Origin of the sequence: Caballeronia choica (assembly GCF_001544535.1) — a bacterium.
Taxonomy (GTDB): Bacteria; Pseudomonadota; Gammaproteobacteria; order Burkholderiales; family Burkholderiaceae; genus Caballeronia; species Caballeronia choica.
In genome coordinates this window covers 1-21,759 of record NZ_FCON02000131.1, presented here as the reverse complement: position 1 = coordinate 21,759, position 21,759 = coordinate 1, and the positions used below count along the sequence as shown (strand labels likewise).

The following is a 21,759-nucleotide window of genomic DNA, read 5'->3' as shown; positions in this document are numbered from 1 at the left end:
TCAACCCCACCCCTTGTACCCAGTAATCGTCTCACTCGCAAAAGAATAATCCTGATAAATCAAAGGATTATGCGCGCCGGCGCTCAAAGTTTGGGCTAACCAGGCCAGCACTTTTTTTTTGGCCAGTTTGCTGCTACGCGCCCGCGCGGAGGCATAGCGGAGACTATGCCGATGAGGTTCGTGCGGAAAGACAGCAATATCGGGCGATGGGATCGAAGCCGGGATTGTCTTCAATCGTCGCTATCTGGTGACCGGCGACCGGCAGCCCCGGGGGATAAGGTGCACGTTATTTCAGCGTATGCAGGTACTGCTGGATCGCATCAACTTCAGCTTTGCTGGGCGCGACACCGTTGTCGCTTTTGAAACTGGCGCGTGACCAGTGTGGCATAGGGGATTTGAGCGGTTTTCCCTGATCGTCGATGCCATTTAGCACTGCCCTCTCAAAGAGTTTTGTCTTCCATTCACTCGCATCACCAACGAGCTTCGGCCCCGTGTCGCCCTTGCCGTTTTGGCCATGACAACTGGCGCAGTTTTCTCGGTAAAGGGCTTTCCCGTCTGGTGGCGCAGCCACGACCGAGGCGCATAACCACAGCATTGTGACCGCGATAAACGTACGCTTCATGACAAGCTCCCGAGTAAGACTGGAACGGATTCGATTGCGCCGAGCTCATGGTCGGCAACGTCAACTTCATCGGGCACGGTGTTCTAAAATATACTCAAGCTCCCTTTTTCCCTGCGATCAAGTTCGGTGGCAGTGCGTGCCAAACGTCTCGTCTGTGCGCGAGCGATTGCGCGGCGACAAATTATCTTGCCCAGCGGCCATCGTAGTTGACGCCGTACCAGCGATTTCTTGCCACTCGCGGGCGTCACGCAATTTCGCCACGGCTACCGGAAGCAAATTGGTCTCCCGTGATGAGAGCGGTCGCGCAATGAAAAATCCACAGTAGTCGAACGTCGGAATCTCGATGCAATCCGAACGTGCTGGGCAACGGAAATGCCCACAAAAGCGGTGCACCCTGCCGACAATGCTTGTTCAATTGAGACTGGGCGGCAGCGATCCGAGCTGGTGGAAGACACTTAGCCAGTCCTCGAGGTGCCACGTTTTCGCTATACGATCGTCTCGAAACTCGTGAAAAGAGTGAATCGCAAACTCGATTGGCTTGGATGTCGCTGCGATGCCCATCAGAGACCCAGACTGCGTTCCCCTGATTTTTGCCCGCACGCCAACCAAGTTCCCGTGGATCAATAAATCCAAGACCTGAATGTCCATGTCCGGCAGCGCAGAAGCTAAGTCAACGAATACTGGAATCATCTGGTCTGGCCCCCCGGCCGGCCCGAAAGATGCAGGCACGTATTGCCAGTCGGGCGTAACAACCGTCCGCAGAAGCGCGACGTCTTTTTGAGCGTGCGCGCGGTAAAAGCGACCAATGATCTGCTGCGCAAGATCGCGGGTTAATTCGTTCGGTTGGACCATACCATCACCCCTCACCGACAGAAGACGACACGCCCACTAATAGCAGCTCGGTCTAGAGAGCGCACTGCAAGGCAAAATCGAAGACCAGGATGTCAATTGAACAGCCCATCCCAGCCAAGACATTCGCAACTCGACGATCTATATCGAGATGTCGCCCCATCCGGGTTTCCATGAGAAACGAGACTTCAACAATGATCTGCAGCGCGACGAACACGAGCATGACCAGATAGTCATAGCCCATGAACTGTAGTTCGAGAAATTCATGCCATAGTCGAACAGCCACCTGCCGACGCGATAAGTTTCGTAGACGAATAAAAGAAAAGGGAACAGGTAACTGGCAACGTACGTGGGCATCGTTGCGTGTCGCAATTCCAGACGAAAGTGGTGCATGGCTTGCATATCACCCCGCTTCTCCATGGCAAGCGTCGTCACATCCTGTCGCTGTCGCACACCCAGAACGATCTGGGGCAGTCAAACATTCCATGAATGTCGCTCGAAAATGTGCTCTTGCCGGGGCTGAGCTGACGGACCGGACGAAGGGCACTTGCTACTCAGCATGAACATGCCCTGCCGCTGTCGGATTGACGCAGATCAACGTTTGCATTCGCATGCCTGCGGGAACCGAGATCGATCGAGGTCTGCGTCGGTCCGGATTCGGGCCACAAGCGGTCACTGAAGGGCAGTCGTTCGAGCTTAAAAACGTTGAAATGCCTGATGTCGGATGTACGCTCACAAAAGCGTTTGAGTACGATCAAATCGCGCCGACAAAGTCGATTCAGACTGTAATCTCGTTCTCGTCGTGGTGGACAACGGATTTGACATCGAGGCGGAATCCTGAGTATCCCGTACGTCAGCCGGAATGCTCCATCAGGAATCGTCGCATCTTGGTCGCGGCGGATTTGTCCGTCGCCTCATTGCGGGCAGCGGAGTTCGTTCGAACCATCGTCCCAACTACTGCGCACATTCGCCTCGTGAGCGTCGCCGACAATCCTCGCGCACTTATTAACAGGCCCCTGCCTCCGAAGGCGAGCGCCGAACTGTATGCCGCGCCGGCTGAACTTTTGCGTGATGCAGCAGATGCGCTCGTTCAGGCAAAGAGCGTCTTCGCGGGATATGATTTTGATCTCGAAGAGGATGTCATCGACCTTTCGAAGCGAGGTGGTGACATCGTCACGGCATTAATCGGTGCTGCCGACGACTGACGCACCGATCTGCTGGTCGTCGGCGCACTTCAGCGCCATGGACTTCTGCGCTGGGTCGAAGGCACCTGGCAATACATTGCCAATGCTCGCTCCTGATTGTGCCGCCTTCCCACGAGGAAAAGTTGGCGCATCCCCGCAACGGGTTCTGTTCGCGATCGACGGAAGCGCGCCGTCACTTAAGGCTTTGAGATGCGGCATGCAGTTGCGAAACCCGAGGTCCAGATGCGAGCTGTCCATGTGGTACACGGCGCGGTCCGTTTGACGGATTTTGTATCCGTCCATGTGCTTGAAGACGCGTTTATTGAAGAGGGTAAGGCGGCGCTGACCGCGGCGGCAATGCTCGCTGGTTCTTCCTGTCACTGCGATACCGCACTCATCAGTACCGGAGGACAGGAGACGACATTGCCGGTGCCGTCGTTCGCGAGGCAAGTCACTGGAATGCTGACCTCGTGGCCATGGGCACGCATGGCCGCCGCGGAATAGCGCGATGGCTGTTGGGCAGCGTCGCGGGCCGTGTCGCGCATATTACGCAGACGCCGTTGCTGCTTGTTCATGCACAAGACTCGTGACACAACGTGTCGATGAGGCACCGTGCATGAATCGATATGGCGGCCTGCTCCAATGGAGCATGCAACGCTACGAGCGTTTATGGCAAGCTAGGGAACTGGGTGGCTGGGAACCGGATCTCGACGCCCAACCCTCGGCCGTCAATGCCCGATGAATAAGTTAGATGTCCGTCAAGGCGAGCCACGATCCGCGCGACGATCGAGAGTCCCAATCCAGTACCGCTTTGACGACTTCCGCCAGCCCGAAAAAAGCGATCGCTCAGACGCAACCGGTCCTGCTCCGTAACACCTGGACCGCTATCTCGCACAAGCAGCAAGGCCGTCCCCGACGTTCGCTGGGTGACGACCTCGACACGACAGCCCGTCTCGCCATACTTAATGGCGTTGTCCACCAGATTATCCAGCAGGATTCGCACAAGTGCGGGCGGTGCTCGCATCGTCACGTGCGCATCCCCGTTCAGCGCTAAAGCGATGCCTTTGGACGACGCATTCGATTGGTGTGCAGCGATGCATTCGCGGGCAATGGTATCCAGTTCCACTCCCGAAGCTGGCGAGGGTACACCTTCGTCAAGTCTCGCCAGCAACAGGAGTTGATCCGCCAGATGTGTGCTCCTGTCGACACCTTCAACTACCCGCTGCATCGCGAGGCGTTGTTTTGCCAGATCACGCGTGGTAAGAGCGACCTGTGCCTGAACCTTGATCGCCGCCAGTGGCGACTTGAGTTCGTGTGCAGCATCGGCCGTGAAGGCCCGCTCACGATCGAGTGACCCTCGCAGCCGCGAGAACAGAACGTTGAGGGCATCGACCAGTGGACTCACTTCGGCCGGCGTGCGACGCATATCGATGGGGTCCAGATTGCCGGCGTTTCTGGCACCGATGGCCCGCGAGAGTGTTTTAAGCGGCGCGAGGCTGCTGCCAATGCCCACCCAGATCAGGAACGCGAGAGCCGGTAGCGCATATGCCAGCGGCTTCGCGATGCGGCGCGCCACTCCAGTGCCCAGATCGGCTCGACTATCGCTACGTTCGAACACCCGCACGCTCCGACCGTAGGCTGCGTCGTGGAGCACGTAGGTGTTCCATTTGCGTGCGTCGTATTTCGCTACACTGCCAGCAGCCGCGCCCTGGGACGAAGGTAAGTCCGCCGCGTTGGCGGGCGGCAAACCGGGACTCGCCGCAAGCACGCGTCCTTCGACGTCGCGCACTTCATAAAGGAGTCGGCTTGACAGGTCATCGTCGCCGTCATCATCGGACGAATGGGCCCCATCTTCGGTGAGCGCCGCGAGATCATTGGTGTTCACAAGCATTAGCGTGCGAGCGGCTTGGTCGATTCGCGCGTCGTCCCATTCGCTGACTTCGTGAACGGCCTGGCGGTAACTTGAAACGAGGGCTGCCACCCAGACGACCGAAACGCTCGCCAGCACCAATAGCATAAGGCGTTGACGGATTGACCCTGTCACGATGTCTTCTCCACAAGATACCCAACGCCTCTGATCGTCCTGATCAATCCAGGTCCCAGCTTTTTGCGCAGATTGGAGACGTGCACCTCAACGGCATTGCTCTCTACTTCTTCCTGCCAGCCGTAAAGACTTTCCTCAAGGCGGGCGCGGGAGAGCGGAGTACCTTGATGGGTCAGCAGCTCGATCAGCACGGCGCATTCTCGCGAAGTTAAGGGCTGGCGCAGACCATTGCGGGTGACCGTGAACGTCGTAGGATCGACGCTCAGATCCTGATACCGGATGGTTTCGACGCTGCGGCCATGCGCGCGGCGCAAAAGCGCCCGGCAGCGCGCAATCAGTTCAGTGAGGTCAAAGGGCTTGCCGAGGTAATCGTCAGCGCCGGCGGTCAGGCCGCCTACCCGGTCTGCTACCGTGTCCCTGGCGGTCATGACCAGAACGGGCGTATCGTCGCGACGGGCTCGCAGCCAATCCAGCAACTCGGTTCCAGATAGTCTCGGCAGACCGAGATCGAGCACCACCAGTTCGTAGTCTGTTGTAGTCAGCGCCAGCATCGCCTCCTGGCCATCGTGTGCCCAGTCGACCGTCATTCCGGCGTCGCGCAGACCTTCTTCGACGCCGCTTCCTATCAAATCATCATCTTCGACTAGTAACACGCGCATTTCGTCGAACTCCAAAAGGAACAGGCAGGTAGCAGAACCTCCCTGCAAAGTAACCGACTTGACGATCAGCTTCAATCGTCAAGTCTAATCCCGCTCCGCATGCTTGCGCGAGGGTGTTCTGCTTAAGATTCCCTTCAGACTCGCATCGCAGTATGCAGGCTGTAAATAGCACCGTCGTTGTTGATCCAATCCACCTGACTTTGGAGTTGCACGTGAAAACGATCAATGTTCGCCTCGCCGCTGCCGTTGCCCTGATCGCGCTGCCCTTTGCTGCGCATGCAACCGGATCCTGCACTACTGAACCGAAAACGAAATGGATGCAGGACAAGGGAGTTTCGAACCAACTGGAGAAGCAGGGTTACCAGGTCAAGCGGGTCAAGACTGAGGGGAGCTGCTACGAGGTCTATGCGTTGGACAAGAAGGGCAATCGCCACGAGATGGTCGTCAATCCTGTCAATGGCAAACCTGTCAGCGAGGAGGTCAACGAATGAGTTCCCTGAGCCAAGGGGGAGGCGACGCCTCCCGGTCAACATTGGTGTGGGACCTGTTTGTACGAGTGTTCCATTGGGGCCTTGTGGGTACATTTGGCGCGGCATACGTTTTGAGCGAGGACGGCGGAACAGTCCATCATGCGCTTGGCTACGCGGTGCTGGGACTGGTGGCGGCTCGTATTAGTTGGGGCTTCGCGGGAAGTTATCACGCTCGATTTGCCAACTTCATACCGACGCCGTGCGGATTTGCCGAATACGCGAGAGCCATGCTGGCGGGCCGCGAGCGGCGGTACCTTGGGCATAACCCTGCGGGTGGGGCAATGGTGATTGTCCTTCTCATGCTACTCACCGCGACGGGCGTGACCGGATGGTTGCTCACGACCAATGCATTCTGGGGCTCCGAGGCGCTGGAGACTCTCCACGGGGCTTGCGCCAACGCAGTGCTGTTGTGTGTCGCACTTCATGTCGGAGGCGTATTGCTGGCGAGCTGGCGTCACCGCGAGAATCTGGTCCGCGCGATGCTTACGGGCCGCAAGCGCGTTGGTTGAAAACCTCGCCGGCCGGTGCGAGTGCGCTGGCCGGCTATTCGCAGTTGGGCAAGTACGCCGCGCAGTGTCCCCAAGGTTCGCCTATGGCTGCAGGTCCTGTCCGGCGCTCAAGTCCCCCAGCCTCCGGATTTTTCTTGCTGCCGCCTGAAGCGGAACCTATGTTCGTTCAGGAGGTGTGCCCAGTCGAGCTTCATGAAGCAGTTGGGAAGCGATGAAATAAGCGCCCAGATACCCGGCTTCCAGCTCTGTCTCCGGATCGACATACGAATGTGTCTGTCAACTGCGCGAGGTGCGTCCAGACCGCATAGCTTGCGAGACGCCCAAAAAAGAAAAGGCACGCCGATGAGCCACAGGCGTAACCTGCTCAGCAGGTTGAGCAGCAAAATGGCCACGAAGAGCATTACCATCGTCATCACAGGAGGACCCTCCGCAAGCTCATTTCGTGCGTGCTATACGCCCGCATCAAGGACTGAGCAGGGCAACCAGTCCAAAGAGGCGCGCCAGAGCAGGAACAATCATTAGAAGCAGAAGCGCTACCCCCGTTACGCCCAAAACAATCCAAAGGTAGCGATTCGGCTGAGGCGCAGGGGCACGGCTCCCAGACTGCGGCAACACGCGGATCACAAAAATCAACGCAACATTGCCCGCTACGAGTGACACGAATGCGAGTGTGCGAGCGAAGGGCAGTGGGTAGCCATGAGTTAGCAGGCCAGCGTATAGGGCCAGCACCAGCATGGCGGCCAAAGCGCCTGCCGCGGCCCCTTGAGCCAATCCGCGATTCGATAACAGCCGCGCGCCGGCGCGCCGCGGTGGCAGACGCATCAGGTTCTCGCGTTCAGGCTCATTCTCGAACACGACCGAGCAGACTGGATCGATAACCAGTTGCAGAAAAACGATATGAACCGGCGCAAGCATCGGCGGCCAGCCGACAACAACCGGAATCATGGTGGCGGCTATCATCGGAATGTGAACGGCAACCGTGTAGCTGATCGCTTGCACGAGATTGGCGTAGATACGCCGTCCCAGTCGGATCGCTGACACGATCGGCGCGAAGTCGTCGCGTAGCAGGACCAGCGAGGCCACCTCTCGCGCAACTTCGGCGCCGCGCAGCCCCATCGCAATGCCGATGTGCGCCGCTTTAAGTGCGGGCGCGTCGTTCACACCGTCGCCCGTCATCGCGACTACGTGGCCGCTTTTCCGGAACGCGTTGACGAGCCGTAGTTTCTGCTCCGGTTTGACGCGGGCGAATGTGTCAACGTTCTTAATGGCATCGCGAAGCTGTGCGTCGTCCATCGCTGCCACTTCCTGGCCGGTCACGATCCGCGTGCCGTCGATGCCGACTTCGGTCGCTATCGCCCGCGCCGTCGACGGATAGTCGCCGGTGATCATCACCACGCGGATGCCGGCTGCCCGGCATTCCGCGATAGCGCCCGCGACCTCCGGCCGGACCGGGTCCAACAGACCGACCAGCCCTACGAAAGAGAACGCGAAGTCATGCTGCTTTTCCGGCCAACCGGGATGTGAGTGCCGTGCCTTGGCCACCCCAAGCACCCGCAGCCCGCCCGACGCCATCTGCGCGGCCTGATCAAGGACAGTCTGGGTTTCCTGCTCGCCCAGGTGACACAAAGCACAGACCGCCTCCGGTGCGCCCTTGCAGGCCACTGCGTGATGGTCGAACTCTGGCGTGTGCCATGCGTGAGACATAGCCGGCAACTCCGGTGTCAGCGCGTACTCGTGGACCAGCGACCAGTCCTTGTGGATACGTCCGGTGCCGGTGAGTTCAACCCGGCCTGTCTCGTGAAACGCGCGCTCCATTGGGTCGACCGGCTCTATTTCGCTGGCGAGCACCAGATATTCGATGAGTTCGTGATACGCCTCGTTAATGCGCTGAGTGGCCTGATCGATGACTTTCCGCTTTCCTTGCGCGAAGAGCACGCGCACCGACATGCGGTTCTGCGTCAGTGTGCCCGTCTTGTCGACGCACAGCACTGAGATCTGGCCAAGGGTTTCGATCGCACTCATGCGGCGCGTCAGCACGCCTTCGTTAGCGATGCGGCGAGCCCCTAGTGCCATGAATACGGTCAGTATCACGGGAATCTCTTCGGGAAGGATCCCCATGGCCAGCGTGATCCCGGCGAGCACGCCCGGAAGCCATTCCCCGGATCGCCAACGATAGGCCGCGACGAGCAGCAGACACAGGGCGATCGCGGCCAAGGCAAAGCGATTGACGAATGTTCTCGTCTCCAGTTGCAACGGCGAGCGGGCTTCCGTGATGCCGATTAACGACTTGCCAATGCGACCGAGCGTCGTATTCGGCCCCGTCGCAGTCACGATCATCTGCCCTTGACCCTGCACCACCATTGACCCGAAAAAAAGCTGGCCGCCTGGATCTTCCTCCGGAAGTGCATTGGCTCGCGCCATGGACTTGATCACCGCAACGGACTCACCCGTCAGTAGCGACTCGTCTACGCTCAGTTCGTGAGCCTCCATCACGGCACCGTCAGCGGGCACGCGTGCGCCTTCGTCGACGAAAACCACGTCGCCGGGCACCAGTTCGGCAGCGGAAACGAGTTGCCGTTGCCCGTCTCGAAGTACCTGCGCGCGGGGCGCGGACAGTTCGCGAAGAGAGTCTAGAACCTGCGCGGTGCGATGACTTTGAAAAAACGTGAGAAAGGCGATCCCCATCACGAACGCGAGGAGCGTCAGCGCTTCCGAAACGTCCCCGAGCACAAAATAGATCCCGCTCGCAGCGAGCAACAGAAGGAACATGGGCTCACGCAGTACCTCCCACAGGCTCTGCCACCAAGTGCGCCGCGCAGTTGAGTCCACGACGTTGGGGCCGAATTTCGCACGCTGCTCCTCCACCCGCGCGCTCGACAGCCCACGCTTCCTGTCGGCGTGCCCGACCGGCGGTGCCGGCTCGATGTGGCCAGAGATTACGTCCGGGACTCGCTCAGCGGGATTGGTCTGCATTTTTGTGTCGATCAGTTACGCGGATTGCTAACAGAACAGGCCGCTCACGGACGGCCCGTAGCCGGACAGCTTTTACAGATGTGCGTGTCGCCGTGACGATCTGGATCTTCCCAGTAGAAACGCAATTCAGCCCCGCCACGCGCGGGCACCTAGATTTTCCGGTTTCCGTGATGTGACGCGTTTGCGCCCCGATTTGATAGTGCTCTGCAGGTAGCCGAACCAGAAGGAACGGTCCCTCTGTCCGAACGGTCAGGACCGGTCTCCAACTCCAGACGTTATCGTTACATCGACCTCGGACAAATAGTTCCCGGACTTCGACGCGACTGTCATGAAAACCATATCCATTTTCAGAATGGCGCCAAGTGAACCCGCAGGCGTTGATCTGCGTCAAGTAGCCGACCTCGGGGCGAAATATCCTGAGGTCAGCTATCCGTTGCTGCGGCGTGGCACGATCGAAGATCTGACTATCGCCCGGAGGTGGATGATGATCAAGCTGGTTCCAGGGCGGGCGAGAGCATCCTGGGCGCACTGCTGATATTTTCGTCGTCCGCGGTTGTAGCCAAAGAGCTGGCGACGATCGAAACGCATACCCAGCGATATGGTTCTCACATCGCCATCTCGGCTTACGACGATCCCTTGTGAAAGGCGTGACCGGCTATGTGTCAGAGTCGCATTCCGATGACGCACTGGGAAGTGGACGCATCACCCACGGGACGGACCTGACGACATCCCCGACCCTCTTCAGGTTGCCGGCAAGGGGTTCACCGGCGTAGTAATCCGATGAGGCTGTGATGTCCGCTTCCGACAATTTGCTCGCGATGACTGGCATGAGCGACAGCGGACCGGGTGGACGCAGCCCCTTCTGCCTTGCATGCAACTGGGCGGAAATGTACGATGCTGGTTGGCCCGCCAATGGCGGGAATGCGGCTCCTACTCCTGAGCCACCGGGCCCATGGCATTGCGCACAGGCAGGAAGCCCTTGTTCCCGGTGTCCGCGCGTCGCCAGCCATGCTCTCGTATCCGACGGTGCAGCGGAATCACTGTTTGTCGGATGAGTATCTGGCGGCGGAAGATGGTTGAAGTATTCCGCGACAGCGATGCTGCCCTCGGACGCCATGATTTTGGCGAAAGGCTGCATAACTGTGCTTTGCCGCTGTCCATTCGCGAACGCGTCCAGTTGAGCCTTGAGATAGGGAGCGCTTGCTCTGGCGAGCCTTGGAAATCCTGCTCGAGCGTTCCCTTCGCCTTTCGCGCCATGGCAGCTTATGCACGCGGGGATACCCTTGGCGGTACCCCTGGTCGCAATCGTGGCGCCCGAGCGGCGACTCCTGCGCCTGCACGATGCGAGATACCGCTAGCGCAGATGCGACGATTGCACCGGGCAGGGTGGCAGCGCACCAGCTTGCGCCGTTCCGGGCGAACGGATTGCATGTCTCCTCCATCGTTGTTTATGTAACCCTCTGCGGCGAGTCGGTACCTTCTCCAGCGTAGCCAGGCAAACCCGGTAGCGTCGATTTCGCTTCAACAGAGCGGCGACCCTTACCTCTGGAGGGGTTTGCGTAGCTCAAACTGGGCACTCGGGCCGCTAACGAGTCGGCGCTGCATAGCCTTCATGTTAGAGCGCGTTTAATGGAATCTTCAGGTAGCGGGTGCCGTTTTCCTCGGCAGGTGGAAAATCGCCGGCTCGTATGTTCACCTGCACAGATGGCAGGATAAGGACAGGCATTGCGAGTGTCGCGTCGCGCGCTTCGCGCATGCTGACGAACTGTTCTTCCGTGATGCCATCGTGCACATGGATGTTATGCGCGCGCTGCTCGAGCACTGTAGTTTCCCATTCGGGTTGCCGGCCCTCGGGCGGATAATCGTGGCACATGAAGAGCCGGGTGTCGCCCGGCAGGTTTAGCAGCTTTCGAATCGACCTGTAGAGCGTTTGTGCATTGCCGCCGGGGAAGTCGCAACGCGCGGTGCCGACATCCGGCATAAAAAGCGTGTCGCCTACGAAAACCGCATCGCCAATATGGTAGGCCGTGTCCGCGGGCGTGTGGCCGGGAACATATAGCGCCTTCGCTGTCATGGCACCGATGGAAAACTCTTCGTCTTCGCGAAACAGATGGTGGAACTGGGAGCCGTCGAGCGCGAATTCCGGCTCCAGATTGGAGAGCTTCTTGAAGACGCCCTGGACGGTGCGAATGTGCTCGCCAATCGCAATCTTACCGCCAAGCTCGCCCCGTAGATAATGTGCGGCGGACAGGTGGTCCGCATGCGCGTGCGTTTCCAGAATCCACCCCACCTGCAGGTCATGCTGGCGAACGAACTCGATGACCTTGTCGGCATTCGTCGTTGAAGTGCGTCCGGCTTTGGGGTCGAAGTCAAGGACCGGGTCAACGACTGCGCATTCCTGGTGCGCGGACTGGAAAACCACATATGTGACGGTGCCGGTGACCGGGTCGAAGAACGGTTGAACGATGGGCTGCATCCTGACCTCCTCAGATACTACTCATTTTATTCACACATAATATACAATGCAATATAATGTTTGTGTGTAAATTACAGGATGGTGACATGAGGAAGAAGTCCGCCCCAATCGAGCTGTCGGTAATGCAAGCCTCCGCAGAGAAAGCCTGTGCGCTGCTGAAGGTGCTGGCCAATCCCGACCGGTTGCTTCTGATGTGCCAGTTATCCCAGGGCGAGTTGTGTGTGAGCGACCTGGAAGAACAGTTGGGCATACGTCAGCCCACGCTTTCCCAGCAACTCGGCGTACTTCGCGATAACGAACTCGTGGCGACACGGCGGGAGGGGAAAAGCATCTTTTATTCCATCGCGAGCAAGGAAGCGATTGCGGTCATGACCGTGCTGTACGACCAGTTTTGCGCCCGATGAAGACGAGGAGGGGGCATGTCGATTGATATCGCGAGTTTTACGCCGGGCCTGTCATTGACCGGCGGCCTGGTGATTGGCGCCGCCGCTGCCGTGCTTGTTTTCTTCAACGGACGTATCGCTGGCATCAGCGGCATTCTGGGTGGTCTGCTTGGTACGCCTCAGAAAGATGCGGGCTGGCGCGTCGCTTTTCTTGCTGGGCTTGTCGGGGCCCCCGTGCTGGCAGGCTTTCTGGGTCACGCGGTAGCGCCTGATATCCCGGCTGGGTGGGGCGAAATACTTGTCGCTGGCTTTCTGGTTGGCATCGGCACGCGTTACGCGAGCGGTTGCACGAGCGGCCATGGTGTCTGCGGCATCTCGCGAGGGTCCATCCGTTCGCTAGTCGCGACGGCAACATTCATGGCAAGCGGCTTTTTGACCGTGTTCGTATCCAGACATCTGCTGGGAGGTTGAAATGGGTTTGCTCGCTGCTTTAATTTCCGGGCTTCTATTTGGCGTCGGCCTGATGGTGTCCGGCATGGCCAATCCGACGAAGGTGCTGGGATTTCTTGATATCGCGGGACGATGGGACCCGTCTCTCGCATTCGTCATGGCCGGCGCGATAGCTGTCGGCTCTGTCGCGTTCCTCTTTGCAAAACGCCGCAAGAAATCCCTGCTGGGTCTGCCCATGCAGATTCCGTCCAGCACCGAAGTAACGTTGAGACTTGTGCTGGGAAGCGCGGTGTTTGGTGTGGGCTGGGGGCTTGCAGGATTTTGCCCAGGGCCTGCGCTGGTCGCATTGGGCGCTAACTTTCCGAAGGCGTGGGGTTTTGTTGCCGCGATGCTTGGCGGCATGATTGTGTTCGAGTTCCTTGAGCGCACCAAACTGAGTCGGAAGCAGGCATGAGTTGCTGCTACTCATTTGAGCGGGGTCCGCGCAAACGCGGCAGCTTTATGAGGCACACGAATGGACAGCACGATTGCAGGCGGCATGTTCCTGAGACGTTCCGTCGGTCTGATTCTTGCGTTGACGGGGGCTGGCGGTGCTATTGTGGCACTCCCCTTGCCGCTCTCTGTTCTTCGCCTGGATTTGGCCAACGCTGTGCCGCTAGCTTTACTTGCAGTCGGCCCGTCTGCGGGAATGTGGGCAAGCAGGCGCCACTGCTAATTATGCGGGAGGCGCATTCAATGAAACCGACCATATTATTTACTACGCTTATCGTGATGGCGGGCCTGAACGCGCCGCATGAATCGCTCGCGGCGGACGCTGAACGTCGGGCACAGGTCGCGCAGCGAGGTGCGCAGGTCATGCCGTTCAGCCTCAAGGCCACAACTCACATCTTCAGCAAATCGGACGATGGTGGTAGCCAGCGGGTGATTGCGAAAAATCCATCTGATGGCGTCCAGATTCGGCTGATTCGTGAGCACCTGCGTGAAATCCAGGCGCACTTTCAGCGTGGCGACTTTTCGGGACCTGCCCGGACTCACGGACCTGACATGCCCGGATTGGCACAACTCGAGGCGGCAAAGCCCGGCCAGATATCGATTGCGTACAAGGACATAAAAAGCGGAGGCCAAATCACCTATCGTAGCGATGACCCGAAGTTGGTGTCGTCGCTTCACGCTTGGTTCGACGCGCAGCTTTCGGACCACGGTGCTGACGCCGTTGATGGGCAGATGCATCATCACGCCGGGATGCCGCAGCCATAAGTCGCGTACTGCGGTGCATTTCGGGGGCTGGCTCGCCTGGCAGAAACTGGCAGAAATCCGAAAGCGTTGGTAGTCAGGGCAAGAATTCCGCGAAGGCTCTCAACGCATGGGTGGCATACATCATTGATGGGCCGCCTCCCATATAGACTGCAGTACCGAGCACGTCTTCCAGCTCGGCTCTTGTCGTGCCCAACTTCCCTAGCGTCTGGACGTGAAAGCCGATGCAGTCGTCGCAACGACAGCCAATCGCAATCCCTAACGCCACTGGTTCCCGCGTCTTTGGGGAAGCACCCCGTCTCGTGTGCCGGCAGCAGCGAGCTGGCCAAATGTCGTCATCAAATCGGGTTGTGACGCGCGCATCGCTCGCATCTGAACCAACACTGCGGCTGTGAGGTCTTTGTAATCGGAATTGCCGCTCATATTCGCACGCTCCTGCAGTTGGCGAGTTCTTAAAGCCGGGAAGTCGTCGGCAATCGGTTCTTCCGCGTGGCTACTTTGTACCGGCAGGTGGTGGCCCCACCCGGTATTGCTGCTGCAACATCATGTTATTCATCATCTCCTGCTGCATCTGCAGATATTGGTCAGTCATGTATTGACGCTGCCGCAGTTGCTCGGGCGTCAGGTGTGAGTAGTACCCGCCCATATGCCCCCACCCCCCCATCATCCCGGGCCCAGCGCCCCCCATCATTCCCGGGCCCATCCCATGGCCCATCATCCCAGGTCCCCACATCCCGTGCATGATTGTCATCGCGCTTTGCATCGTTGCCCAGTGCTGCTCGAGTAGCTTCTGGCGTTCCTGAGGGTCTTGAGTTTTGCGAATCTGGTCCATCTGCGCCTGCATTGTCTTCATTTGCTCCTGAAGCTGGGCCAGATTCCTGTCGAATTCAGCAGCGCCTGGGGGCCGCGTTTTGGAACTGCTTTGCGGGGTACCTGTATCTTTCGACGCAGCTTGCAGGACCGGGGATGTCAACGCAATACCGGTAGCCATCGCAACCAGAAGCTTTTTCATATCTCCTCCTTGTAGACGTGCGACACGGCGACAAACCGAGTCCAGTTATCGTCCACTACAAGGCTACATGTCAGCACTGACCTTCCTTTGACGCTTGTCAACGAAGCGACTGGAATCGACTGCAAGCGATTTGATTCTTCGTGCGTCGAGACGCTGTCCCATCGTCTACAACTTGACCCAGGTCAATCACTCGGCCCGCAGACGGAAGAGCATTACGGAGTGGACGCGGCCGAGGTATCGCCGGACAGGCAGAATTCGTGGGAGCAACGATGAGCAAACTTGAAGTGTTTGAGCCGGCCATGTGCTGCGCGACTGGCGTCTGCGGCCTCGACGTGGACCCGACCCTTGTTCAGTTCAGCGCTGACCTTCAATGGTTTGCTGAACATGGTGTCGAAGTCGTTCGGCACGGCCTCGGACGCGATGCGGCAGCCTTTGCTGCCAATCCGGAAGTGGTCCGGGAGCTGCATGCGGGTATGGACCGCCTGCCCATCGCAATGGTCGACGGCCGAATTGTTTCCGTCGGGGTGTATCCGTCGCGTGGCCAACTGATTCAGAAACTGGGGCTCAAGATTCCCGCCGCCGACAAACCCCACATCACAGTCGGGACCTGCAGTTGCAAGCCCGGCGAATGCTAACCGGCGCACCGATATGACGCTCCCTGTCGTTACAACTCACCACGTCTTTTTCACCGGCAAGGGCGGCGTCGGCAAGACATCGCTTGCCTGCGCAACGGCGCTGCGATTGGCGGAAAAGGGTAAGACCGTGCTGCTGGTAAGCACCGACCCGGCATCCAATCTCGATGAGGTCCTCGAGACTCAGCTTTCCGGGCAGCCGACGCCGGTTGCTCAGGTTCCAAACCTCCACGCGATGAACATCGACCCGGAACTCGCCGCGAAGGGCTACCGTGAGCGTATGGTGAGTCCTTATCGGGGCGTGTTGCCGGAGGCGGCAATTCGCAGCATGGAGGAACAGTTCTCCGGTGGCTGCACGGTCGAGATAGCTGCGTTCGACGCTTTCGCCGACCTGCTGGGAGGTACTATCACTGCGAAGGCATATGACCACGTCATCTTCGACACCGCACCCACGGGGCACACGTTGCGTTTGCTGACGCTGCCGTCGGCCTGGAGCAACTTCCTTTTGAGGAATACAACTGGCAATTCGTGCCTCGGTCCTCTGGCCGGCCTCGAGCAAAACAGGCAACTGTATGCAGCCGCCGTTGCCCAACTGACCAATCGAGACCGTACTACTGTGGTCCTGGTGGCGCGGCCGGAGGCGTCTGCATTCCGTGAGGCGGAGCGAATCCGTGTCGAAATGGCCGACCTCGGGGTCCGAAATCTGGTGCTTGCAGTCAATGGCATTTTCAAGGCAGCCTCTTCTGACGACGACGTTGCTTGCGCGATGGAAAGACAGCAGGCTGCAGCCATAATGACCATGCCTCAGGGTCTCGCGGCACTGCCGCGAAGCGAGACGGGCTTCATTCCCAAGGGATTGGTTGGGCTCGCCACGATACAGGCGTATTTGCACCCGGAGCAGATTGCCGCGCCCAGGACAGATGTCCAGTTGAGCGTGGAGTTGCCTGGCGGCCTTCTGCCGCTCATTGACGACCTGGAGAAGGCGGGTCACGGTCTTGTCATGACGATGGGCAAGGGCGGCGTCGGCAAGACGACAGTGGCTGCGGCGATAGCGCTTGAGCTGGCGCAGCGCGGCCATGCAGTCCTGCTTTCCACCACGGACCCGGCCGCGCACGTGGCGTGGACGCTCCAGGAATCCCTTCCAGGTCTGAGTGTCAGTCGAATCGACCCAGAACTGGAGGTCAATCGCTATCGCGATGAGGTTCTCGCCAAGGCCGGTGCTCATCTCGACGCCCAGGGGAGGGCGATGCTCGAGGAAGACCTGCGGTCGCCATGCACCGAGGAGATAGCGGTTTTCCGCGCATTCGCGCGAACGGTGGATGAAGCCCGGGACTCGTTCGTGATACTCGATACGGCCCCAACTGGGCACACCATCCTGCTGATGGACTCAGCAGAGGCCTATCATCGCGACGTCATGCGCACACAGGGTGATATGCCCGAAGCGGTTCGTCAGCTTTTGCCGCGTCTGAGGGACCCGCAGTTTACGCACGTGCTTATTGTGACGCTCGCAGAAGCGACCCCTGTTCATGAAGCGGAACGACTGCAAGCCGACCTGCGCCGGGCCCAGATTGAACCGTATGCCTGGGTCATTGACCAGAGTCTGCTCGCAAGCGGCACTCACGACCACGCACTCGCCGAACGAGGGCGCTACGAGGTGCCATTTATCGAACGCGTGATGAAGGAGGATACGAAGAGGGCTATATTGTTACCGTGGCAGGCGCACCCGCCCGTTGGACTGCACGGGCTCGAAGAGCTGGCTCGTGGACATCGGCCGGTAGAGCAACGGAAAAGGTCGTAGCGGAAAGGTGTACTGGCGGGTAACGGGCATCCTCCCTTGGCTCGTGCTCAAACGAGCACGAGACCGTTTGAAGTGAGGTTGACCCGCTTTGACGGACGGATTTCCGAATGACCCCGAGTCGTACATCGGCAACCACTTCCCCGAGACGCTCGTGATGTCCGCTGGCAGGCCCGCGTTATCGTGCCTTACGCGGGCTTCTCTGCGACGGTGGGCGAGCGCGTAATGGTCGCCTGGGATCGCAGTCGCGAAGCCACCCGCGCCGTGAACGATGCGCTGCCGCTCCGAGCAGGGACACGCCGGACACACGCATTCCCGGTGCAGAGATCGCCACAAGCATCTTGCGTCACGGCGTGAAGGTCGAGGTCTGCGCGATGGAAGAGTGGTCTGGGCTTTCGCCGGGCGAGCAACTGCTGTCAAACGCGGCGGACATGAGCGCGGATCCGATCGTCATAGGTGGCTACGGCCGCGCGCGCTTGCAGGAGTTCGTGCTGGGCGGAACGATCCGCACCATCTTGCTTCGATGACGGTGCCCGTTTTGATGTCGCACTGAACGCGCTTTGTCTCTGGACCAACGAGGTCATCCATGTATAGTCGCATCCTTGTACCCATCGACGGCAGCGCGATTGCGAGCCATGCGTTCGATGAGGCGCTGAATATCGCCCGCGCAAACGGATCAGAAGTGCAGCCGCTTTTCGTGATCGATACGCCCCCAGTCGTCAGTGACGCGAGTGCTGCGTTCCATGCCGATATCCGCGACGCGTTCAAGAAGGAGGGCGCCGCGATCGCTGCCGAAGCGGCCGCGCGTCTAGATCAGGCCGGCGTGTCGGGCGCGCCCCGCATCGTCGAAGTCGCGCTGACCGGCGAAGATGTCGCGCACCGCATTCTCAAAAGCGCGCAGGAATACGGCGCGGATCTCGTAGTATTGGGCACACATGGACGGCGCGGATGGCGGCGTCTCGTGCTCGGCAGCGTGGCACAACAGTTTCTGCGCATCGCACGCTGCCGGGTCCTGCTGGTCCCGGCCGGGACGGTCGAAGCGCAGACCGGAGACGCCCCAGACCTGTAGAAACGGCGCTGTCACGTTGTGGTGGACGTCGCGTAAGGTGACGCGATGAAGAAATCGAAAACGCTCTATCATGGTCACCGCTTTCCGGCTGCTGTTATTAGCTGCGCCGTGCGCTGGTATTTTCGCTTCCAACTGAGCCTTCGCGATATCAAAGAGTTACTGTTCGAGCGCGGGGTTGTCATCAGTTACGAAACGATTCGGCGCTGGTGCGACAAGTTTGGCGCGGGCTTTGCCCATCGCGTTAAGGCTGCTCGCCGCAAGCCCGGCACCACATGGCATCTGGACGAAGTGTTTGTGACATTGCGCGGCGAGCCTTATCTGCTGTGGCGAGCAGTCGATCAGGGTTCTGGTGAAAATAGGTAAGTCGGTTTAGAAAATCCATATTGGTAGGATGCCTTATCGATTGGACAGGGCGCCATTCCATACGGCGAGCGCGGCGGTATCCTTGAGGCCGAGCTTCGCGAGATCGAACTATCCATTGCGAATACGATGCTCAATTCAATTCCTGAAATCGTGGCCGCAGCACTTTTGAACCGCTTGAAGCCGACTATCGCGTTCGTTCTGGACTTGATGTTTCGATGGCTCGAACACGCTGGCGAGCATGCCGTTGTAGCGAAGCAGCAGTTCGTCAGAAATCGCTTTGCGGAGCGGGACGACTTCGTCGCGGTAGTGCTCGGCTATGTCGTAGTCGGTCACATAGGCCAAATACGATTCGCGAACTTCGGACCGCGTGTTAATCGCGGTCTCGGCGACGCGATTGACCGACTGCATATAAATCGCTTTCGCGCGCGCCACGTTCGAGCCGCCCCAGTTGAAAATGGGAATCTCGACGCTGATTTCGTAGCCCTGTTCGTGGCCATCGGACATCGTAAAATTGTTCTGATACTCGAGGTCCAGCGCGTTGATGAACCGCGTCGCTTTGCTAAGACCCAACGAGGACCCGACGCTTTGCGTCTGCACTCTCGCCGCCTGGATGTCCAGCCGGTTCTGCATCGGGAAGGTTTCAAGGTCGTGCAACTCGGGCCGGTCCTTGGGGATGTCCGGAAGACGGTCGGGCAGCCTGTACTGCGTTTCCGCCCCCCCATAGGCCCATCGTGCGAGTAAGCTTCTCTTGGGCAGCGAAGGACTGCTGGCGCGTCTTTGCGAGTTGAGCGACCGAATCAGCGTAGAAAGCCTGCTCACGCGCGTAGTCGGGCTTCCTGAAATTGCCCGCTTGCTGCATCCGCAGCGCGAGTTCGGCGCCGGCTTCGGCGGAATCCTTCACCTGCCCGGCATGCGCGGCAGACTGTCGCTTTTGCGACCGCGTTGATATAGGCTCTTCGGGTATCGGCAGCCACCTTGAGCATCGCGTCTGCCGCCAGTAGTCTGGTTTGCTCGAAGCGGCGACTCTCGATGTGCGTGGCCAGTGGCAGCGTCAGAACGCTTAACAACCCGAGCGTGAACGTGCGATTGATGCTGAGGTCGTTTCCTCCATGCGTGCGGCTGAAACTGAAGCCGGGATTTGGCAGCCGTCCCGCCTGAACGAGGTCCGCCTCGGAAATGCCGAGCTCGCCGTATGAGGCCTGCACGCTCCGGATGTTCAGCAGCGCAATCTGGTCTGCGTCATCCATGCTCAGTGGCCTGGAAAGCAGTTCCTGCGTTCGCTTTGCGACAGCGTCCCGGTCTTCGTCGGTCTTCACCAGTACGGCGTCTTTCCCCAGACGCTCGGAAGCGGTCGTCGAAACGGTATTGAAGCCGCCATCCTTTGAAAATGTCGTACATCCGGCCAAGAACGCAACCGCAGTAGCGAAAGCAATGACGCGGCGGCCCAAAAAGATGTGCCTCATCATTTCGCCGGCACCTCGTGATGGGAGCGGTGCTCGTTATTTTTGGCACCGCTGCCGCCTGACGGCATTTGACCGTGGCTCATCCCCGGCTTTCCGGGCGCGGTCGTCACTGCCCGATTCAGCTCCTGCCATGTGGGCGTTTTCTGGTCACGATACGGCTGATGGTCCGCAAACACCGACGGCACGCTGACCGCAGGGACAGATGCCGTCGCGTTGGTCGGGTCAGGAAGTGTGGTAGTGGCGTGCACGAGCGCCGGCAGCAATGCCGCCACGCTGAGCAGCGCTGCGATAAACGTTCGCATGGAGTTTTCTCGTCGTAAACAACCTGGACGGCCGATAGGAGGCCATCAGGTCGAAATATCGCATCGTAGCGTGAAGCCGCGACAGAAGGACTAGACGAGAGAGGTTCGGGGAGGTCGTTCGATGCCGTCAGTCAGAAATGGGTATTCCGGGGCATCGTGACCGACGATCCCGGACGAACGTGACCGGCCATTCCGGTTCATCGTGACCGCCTATTCCGGGCGAACGTGACCGATTTCGGAGCAGCTCCGGAATCACCGGTCACGATACCGGAATCATCGGTCACGATGCCGGAACGGCGTTATACGGCGCAGGAATGGTGTTACGCATATGAGCAACTGAGTGGGTACGCTTCCAGCTTTTCGTCTGGAGACAGCGTGCCCGCACCAAGGATCAATATGCGTAAGATAAAAGATGTATTGCGTTTGAAACTGGACGCCAAACTTTCGCACGAGCAGATTGCCGGAGCGCTGGGTATCTCCAAAGGAGTTGTCACCAAGTACGTGGGACTCGCTGCGGCGGCGGGCCTCGACTGGCCAGAGGTGCAAGATGCTGACGAGGTTACGCTCGAGCGGCGACTGCTGGTCGCGCCTCAGAAGCCACGTAATCATGTTCAACCAGACTATGGTCGTCTGCACCAGGAGCTGCGCCGCAAGGGCATGACGCTGATGCTGCTGCGGGAGGAATACCGTGCCGACAACGCAGACCGCCAAACCTACGGCTATTCCCAGTTCTGCGACAACTATCGGCGCTTCGCCAAGCAGCTCAAGCGCTCTATGCGGCAGATCCACCGCGCCGGCGAGAAGCTGTTCATCGACTACGCTGGCCCCACGATCGCATTGACTGACGGCAGTCGGGCCCACATCTTCGTCGCCGCAATGGGTGCTTCCAGCTATACCTTTGCCTATGCCACGCCGCGCGAGACGATGGCTGATTGGCTCGAGTCAACAGCGCGCGCGCTCAGCTTTTACGGGGGTGTGACCCAGCTCATCGTGCCCGACAACCCACGTGCGCTGATCTCGGACGCTAACCGATACGAACCGCGCAGCAACGACACGGTACTCGATTTCGCGCGTCACTACGGCACCTCGATTCTGCCGGCGCGCCCCTATCATCCGCAGGACAAGGCGTACGCTTCATACTGCACCTTGTGTGGTTGGTGGAACAGCGATAAACGTCGGTTGTGTCGAGC

The 21,759-nt window shown here is 59.2% G+C and carries 24 protein-coding genes and 6 pseudogenes; 15 read left to right on the top strand and 15 right to left on the bottom strand.

Annotated features, from left to right (window positions below):
* Nucleotides 1-286 precede the first annotated feature (286 nt).
* From AWB68_RS34085 to AWB68_RS34075, 3 genes and pseudogenes are all read right to left on the bottom strand, one after another.
* Nucleotides 287-622, bottom strand: a complete 336-nt coding sequence (locus AWB68_RS34085) for a c-type cytochrome (RefSeq protein WP_087648684.1) — start codon at nucleotides 620-622, stop codon at nucleotides 287-289.
* A gap of 411 nt (nucleotides 623-1,033) precedes the next feature.
* Nucleotides 1,034-1,474, bottom strand: coding sequence for an ester cyclase (locus AWB68_RS34080; RefSeq protein ID WP_087648683.1), 441 nt, complete (start codon nucleotides 1,472-1,474; stop codon nucleotides 1,034-1,036).
* 52 nt (nucleotides 1,475-1,526) lie between these two features.
* Nucleotides 1,527-1,873 (bottom strand): annotated as a pseudogene (locus tag AWB68_RS34075) (hypothetical protein).
* 182 nt (nucleotides 1,874-2,055) lie between these two features.
* Between AWB68_RS34075 and AWB68_RS51625 the strand changes: the two are divergent.
* A complete protein-coding gene (locus AWB68_RS51625; protein ID WP_374729633.1) occupies nucleotides 2,056-2,676 on the top strand; it encodes a putative universal stress family protein in 621 nt (206 codons plus the stop codon).
* Here AWB68_RS51625 and AWB68_RS51620 read toward each other — a convergent pair.
* Nucleotides 2,653-3,036 carry a hypothetical protein gene (locus AWB68_RS51620; protein ID WP_374729632.1) on the bottom strand — a complete coding sequence of 128 codons (384 nt, stop codon included), beginning with the start codon at nucleotides 3,034-3,036 and terminating at the stop codon, nucleotides 2,653-2,655. The genes AWB68_RS51625 and AWB68_RS51620 overlap by 24 nt on opposite strands.
* On the opposite strand from AWB68_RS51620, the gene AWB68_RS51615 reads away from it, so the two are divergent.
* Entirely contained in the window at nucleotides 3,030-3,245 is a 216-nt protein-coding gene (locus AWB68_RS51615) for a universal stress protein (RefSeq protein ID WP_374729634.1), read from the top strand. The genes AWB68_RS51620 and AWB68_RS51615 overlap by 7 nt on opposite strands.
* Before the next feature lie 77 nt (nucleotides 3,246-3,322).
* Here AWB68_RS51615 and AWB68_RS34065 read toward each other — a convergent pair whose 3' ends face one another.
* Both AWB68_RS34065 and AWB68_RS34060 read right to left on the bottom strand, forming a co-directional pair.
* Nucleotides 3,323-4,699, bottom strand: a complete 1,377-nt coding sequence (locus AWB68_RS34065) for an ATP-binding protein (protein WP_087648682.1) — start codon at nucleotides 4,697-4,699, stop codon at nucleotides 3,323-3,325.
* Nucleotides 4,696-5,358 carry a response regulator transcription factor gene (locus AWB68_RS34060; protein ID WP_087648687.1) on the bottom strand — a complete coding sequence of 221 codons (663 nt, stop codon included), beginning with the start codon at nucleotides 5,356-5,358 and terminating at the stop codon, nucleotides 4,696-4,698. Before AWB68_RS34060 ends, AWB68_RS34065 begins: the two co-directional genes overlap by 4 nt.
* 212 nt (nucleotides 5,359-5,570) lie before the next feature.
* Here AWB68_RS34060 and AWB68_RS34055 point away from each other — a divergent pair, with 212 nt between their 5' ends.
* On the top strand, nucleotides 5,571-5,849 hold the full coding sequence (locus AWB68_RS34055) for a PepSY domain-containing protein (RefSeq protein WP_087648686.1): 279 nt from the start codon (nucleotides 5,571-5,573) through the stop codon (nucleotides 5,847-5,849).
* The gene (locus tag AWB68_RS34050; protein WP_087648681.1) at nucleotides 5,846-6,397 is read left to right on the top strand and encodes a cytochrome b/b6 domain-containing protein; all 552 of its coding nucleotides are present in this window, start codon (nucleotides 5,846-5,848) and stop codon (nucleotides 6,395-6,397) included. Before AWB68_RS34055 ends, AWB68_RS34050 begins: the two co-directional genes overlap by 4 nt.
* Before the next feature lie 107 nt (nucleotides 6,398-6,504).
* Here AWB68_RS34050 and AWB68_RS49880 read toward each other — a convergent pair.
* Nucleotides 6,505-6,765: pseudogene (locus tag AWB68_RS49880) on the bottom strand (hypothetical protein); the annotation flags it as partial.
* A 94-nt stretch (nucleotides 6,766-6,859) separates the two neighbouring features.
* Nucleotides 6,860-9,370, bottom strand: coding sequence for a cation-translocating P-type ATPase (locus tag AWB68_RS34040; RefSeq protein ID WP_087648680.1), 2,511 nt, complete (start codon nucleotides 9,368-9,370; stop codon nucleotides 6,860-6,862).
* Between the two features lie 328 nt (nucleotides 9,371-9,698).
* Between AWB68_RS34040 and AWB68_RS51610 the strand changes: the two genes are divergently transcribed.
* Nucleotides 9,699-9,905: a hypothetical protein gene (locus tag AWB68_RS51610; protein WP_160110118.1), complete on the top strand. Its 207-nt coding sequence runs from the start codon at nucleotides 9,699-9,701 to the stop codon at nucleotides 9,903-9,905.
* A 120-nt stretch (nucleotides 9,906-10,025) separates the two neighbouring features.
* On the opposite strand, the gene AWB68_RS34025 is transcribed toward AWB68_RS51610, so the two are convergent.
* Together AWB68_RS34025 and AWB68_RS34020 are read right to left on the bottom strand one after the other, a co-directional pair.
* On the bottom strand, nucleotides 10,026-10,637 hold the full coding sequence (locus AWB68_RS34025; RefSeq protein ID WP_235028638.1) for a c-type cytochrome: 612 nt from the start codon (nucleotides 10,635-10,637) through the stop codon (nucleotides 10,026-10,028).
* A gap of 348 nt (nucleotides 10,638-10,985) precedes the next feature.
* Entirely contained in the window at nucleotides 10,986-11,846 is an 861-nt protein-coding gene (locus AWB68_RS34020; RefSeq protein WP_087648678.1) for an MBL fold metallo-hydrolase, read from the bottom strand.
* Nucleotides 11,847-11,932: 86 nt separating this feature from the next.
* Between AWB68_RS34020 and AWB68_RS34015 the strand changes: the two genes are divergently transcribed.
* The 4 genes from AWB68_RS34015 (at nucleotide 11,933) to AWB68_RS33995 (ending at nucleotide 13,936) form a co-directional block, all read left to right on the top strand.
* Nucleotides 11,933-12,250, top strand: a complete 318-nt coding sequence (locus AWB68_RS34015; RefSeq protein ID WP_087648677.1) for an ArsR/SmtB family transcription factor — start codon at nucleotides 11,933-11,935, stop codon at nucleotides 12,248-12,250.
* A 15-nt stretch (nucleotides 12,251-12,265) separates the two neighbouring features.
* Nucleotides 12,266-12,700: a YeeE/YedE family protein gene (locus tag AWB68_RS34010; RefSeq protein ID WP_087648676.1), complete on the top strand. Its 435-nt coding sequence runs from the start codon at nucleotides 12,266-12,268 to the stop codon at nucleotides 12,698-12,700.
* 1 nt (nucleotide 12,701) lies between these two features.
* On the top strand, nucleotides 12,702-13,133 hold the full coding sequence (locus tag AWB68_RS34005) for a YeeE/YedE family protein (RefSeq protein WP_087648675.1): 432 nt from the start codon (nucleotides 12,702-12,704) through the stop codon (nucleotides 13,131-13,133).
* Between the two features lie 281 nt (nucleotides 13,134-13,414).
* Entirely contained in the window at nucleotides 13,415-13,936 is a 522-nt protein-coding gene (locus AWB68_RS33995) for an aspartate carbamoyltransferase (RefSeq protein ID WP_087648685.1), read from the top strand.
* 73 nt (nucleotides 13,937-14,009) lie between these two features.
* On the opposite strand, the pseudogene AWB68_RS33990 reads toward AWB68_RS33995, so the two are convergent.
* Nucleotides 14,010-14,356 (bottom strand): annotated as a pseudogene (locus AWB68_RS33990) (carboxymuconolactone decarboxylase family protein).
* A 70-nt stretch (nucleotides 14,357-14,426) separates the two neighbouring features.
* A complete protein-coding gene (locus AWB68_RS33985) occupies nucleotides 14,427-14,945 on the bottom strand; it encodes a hypothetical protein (RefSeq protein WP_087648674.1) in 519 nt (172 codons plus the stop codon).
* 269 nt (nucleotides 14,946-15,214) lie between these two features.
* Here AWB68_RS33985 and arsD point away from each other — a divergent pair, with 269 nt between their 5' ends.
* From arsD to AWB68_RS33965, 5 genes and pseudogenes are all read left to right on the top strand, one after another.
* Nucleotides 15,215-15,580: an arsenite efflux transporter metallochaperone ArsD gene (gene arsD / locus AWB68_RS33980; protein WP_087648673.1), complete on the top strand. Its 366-nt coding sequence runs from the start codon at nucleotides 15,215-15,217 to the stop codon at nucleotides 15,578-15,580.
* Nucleotides 15,581-15,593: 13 nt separating this feature from the next.
* Nucleotides 15,594-17,375, top strand: a complete 1,782-nt coding sequence (arsA, locus tag AWB68_RS33975) for an arsenical pump-driving ATPase (protein ID WP_087648672.1) — start codon at nucleotides 15,594-15,596, stop codon at nucleotides 17,373-17,375.
* 371 nt (nucleotides 17,376-17,746) lie between these two features.
* Nucleotides 17,747-17,899 carry a putative universal stress family protein gene (locus AWB68_RS47170; protein WP_125483130.1) on the top strand — a complete coding sequence of 51 codons (153 nt, stop codon included), beginning with the start codon at nucleotides 17,747-17,749 and terminating at the stop codon, nucleotides 17,897-17,899.
* 59 nt (nucleotides 17,900-17,958) lie between these two features.
* On the top strand, nucleotides 17,959-18,441 hold the full coding sequence (locus AWB68_RS33970) for a universal stress protein (protein WP_087648671.1): 483 nt from the start codon (nucleotides 17,959-17,961) through the stop codon (nucleotides 18,439-18,441).
* A gap of 45 nt (nucleotides 18,442-18,486) precedes the next feature.
* Nucleotides 18,487-18,795 (top strand): annotated as a pseudogene (locus AWB68_RS33965) (transposase family protein); the annotation flags it as partial.
* 42 nt (nucleotides 18,796-18,837) lie between these two features.
* On the opposite strand, the pseudogene AWB68_RS51910 reads toward AWB68_RS33965, so the two are convergent.
* From AWB68_RS51910 to AWB68_RS33955, 3 genes and pseudogenes are all read right to left on the bottom strand, one after another.
* Nucleotides 18,838-19,022: pseudogene (locus AWB68_RS51910) on the bottom strand (IS6 family transposase); the annotation flags it as partial.
* A gap of 1 nt (nucleotide 19,023) precedes the next feature.
* Nucleotides 19,024-20,270: pseudogene (locus AWB68_RS33960) on the bottom strand (TolC family protein); the annotation flags it as partial.
* Complete coding sequence (locus AWB68_RS33955; protein ID WP_087648670.1) at nucleotides 20,267-20,569, bottom strand: hypothetical protein; 303 nt, start codon at nucleotides 20,567-20,569, stop codon at nucleotides 20,267-20,269. The gene AWB68_RS33955 and the pseudogene AWB68_RS33960, both read right to left, overlap by 4 nt.
* 375 nt (nucleotides 20,570-20,944) lie before the next feature.
* Between AWB68_RS33955 and istA the strand changes: the two genes are divergently transcribed.
* On the top strand, nucleotides 20,945-21,759 hold an 815-nt coding region (gene istA / locus AWB68_RS33950; RefSeq protein ID WP_235028637.1), incomplete at its 3' end, for an IS21 family transposase.

Bases quoted from the DNA above. Each gene is read 5' to 3' on its own strand.
- AWB68_RS34085 (WP_087648684.1), bottom strand. From the start codon at position 622: ATGAAGCGTACGTTTATCGCGGTCACAATGCTGTGGTTATGCGCCTCG.
- AWB68_RS34080 (WP_087648683.1), bottom strand. From the start codon at position 1,474: ATGGTCCAACCGAACGAATTAACCCGCGATCTTGCGCAGCAGATCATT.
- AWB68_RS34060 (WP_087648687.1), bottom strand. From the start codon at position 5,358: ATGCGCGTGTTACTAGTCGAAGATGATGATTTGATAGGAAGCGGCGTC.
- AWB68_RS34050 (WP_087648681.1), top strand. From the start codon at position 5,846: ATGAGTTCCCTGAGCCAAGGGGGAGGCGACGCCTCCCGGTCAACATTG.
- AWB68_RS34040 (WP_087648680.1), bottom strand. From the start codon at position 9,370: ATGCAGACCAATCCCGCTGAGCGAGTCCCGGACGTAATCTCTGGCCAC.
- AWB68_RS51610 (WP_160110118.1), top strand. From the start codon at position 9,699: ATGAAAACCATATCCATTTTCAGAATGGCGCCAAGTGAACCCGCAGGC.
- AWB68_RS34020 (WP_087648678.1), bottom strand. From the start codon at position 11,846: ATGCAGCCCATCGTTCAACCGTTCTTCGACCCGGTCACCGGCACCGTC.
- AWB68_RS34015 (WP_087648677.1), top strand. From the start codon at position 11,933: ATGAGGAAGAAGTCCGCCCCAATCGAGCTGTCGGTAATGCAAGCCTCC.
- AWB68_RS34010 (WP_087648676.1), top strand. From the start codon at position 12,266: ATGTCGATTGATATCGCGAGTTTTACGCCGGGCCTGTCATTGACCGGC.
- AWB68_RS34005 (WP_087648675.1), top strand. From the start codon at position 12,702: ATGGGTTTGCTCGCTGCTTTAATTTCCGGGCTTCTATTTGGCGTCGGC.
- AWB68_RS33995 (WP_087648685.1), top strand. From the start codon at position 13,415: ATGAAACCGACCATATTATTTACTACGCTTATCGTGATGGCGGGCCTG.
- AWB68_RS33985 (WP_087648674.1), bottom strand. From the start codon at position 14,945: ATGAAAAAGCTTCTGGTTGCGATGGCTACCGGTATTGCGTTGACATCC.
- arsD (WP_087648673.1), top strand. From the start codon at position 15,215: ATGAGCAAACTTGAAGTGTTTGAGCCGGCCATGTGCTGCGCGACTGGC.
- arsA (WP_087648672.1), top strand. From the start codon at position 15,594: ATGACGCTCCCTGTCGTTACAACTCACCACGTCTTTTTCACCGGCAAG.
- AWB68_RS47170 (WP_125483130.1), top strand. From the start codon at position 17,747: ATGGAAGAGTGGTCTGGGCTTTCGCCGGGCGAGCAACTGCTGTCAAAC.
- AWB68_RS33970 (WP_087648671.1), top strand. From the start codon at position 17,959: ATGTATAGTCGCATCCTTGTACCCATCGACGGCAGCGCGATTGCGAGC.
- AWB68_RS33955 (WP_087648670.1), bottom strand. From the start codon at position 20,569: ATGCGAACGTTTATCGCAGCGCTGCTCAGCGTGGCGGCATTGCTGCCG.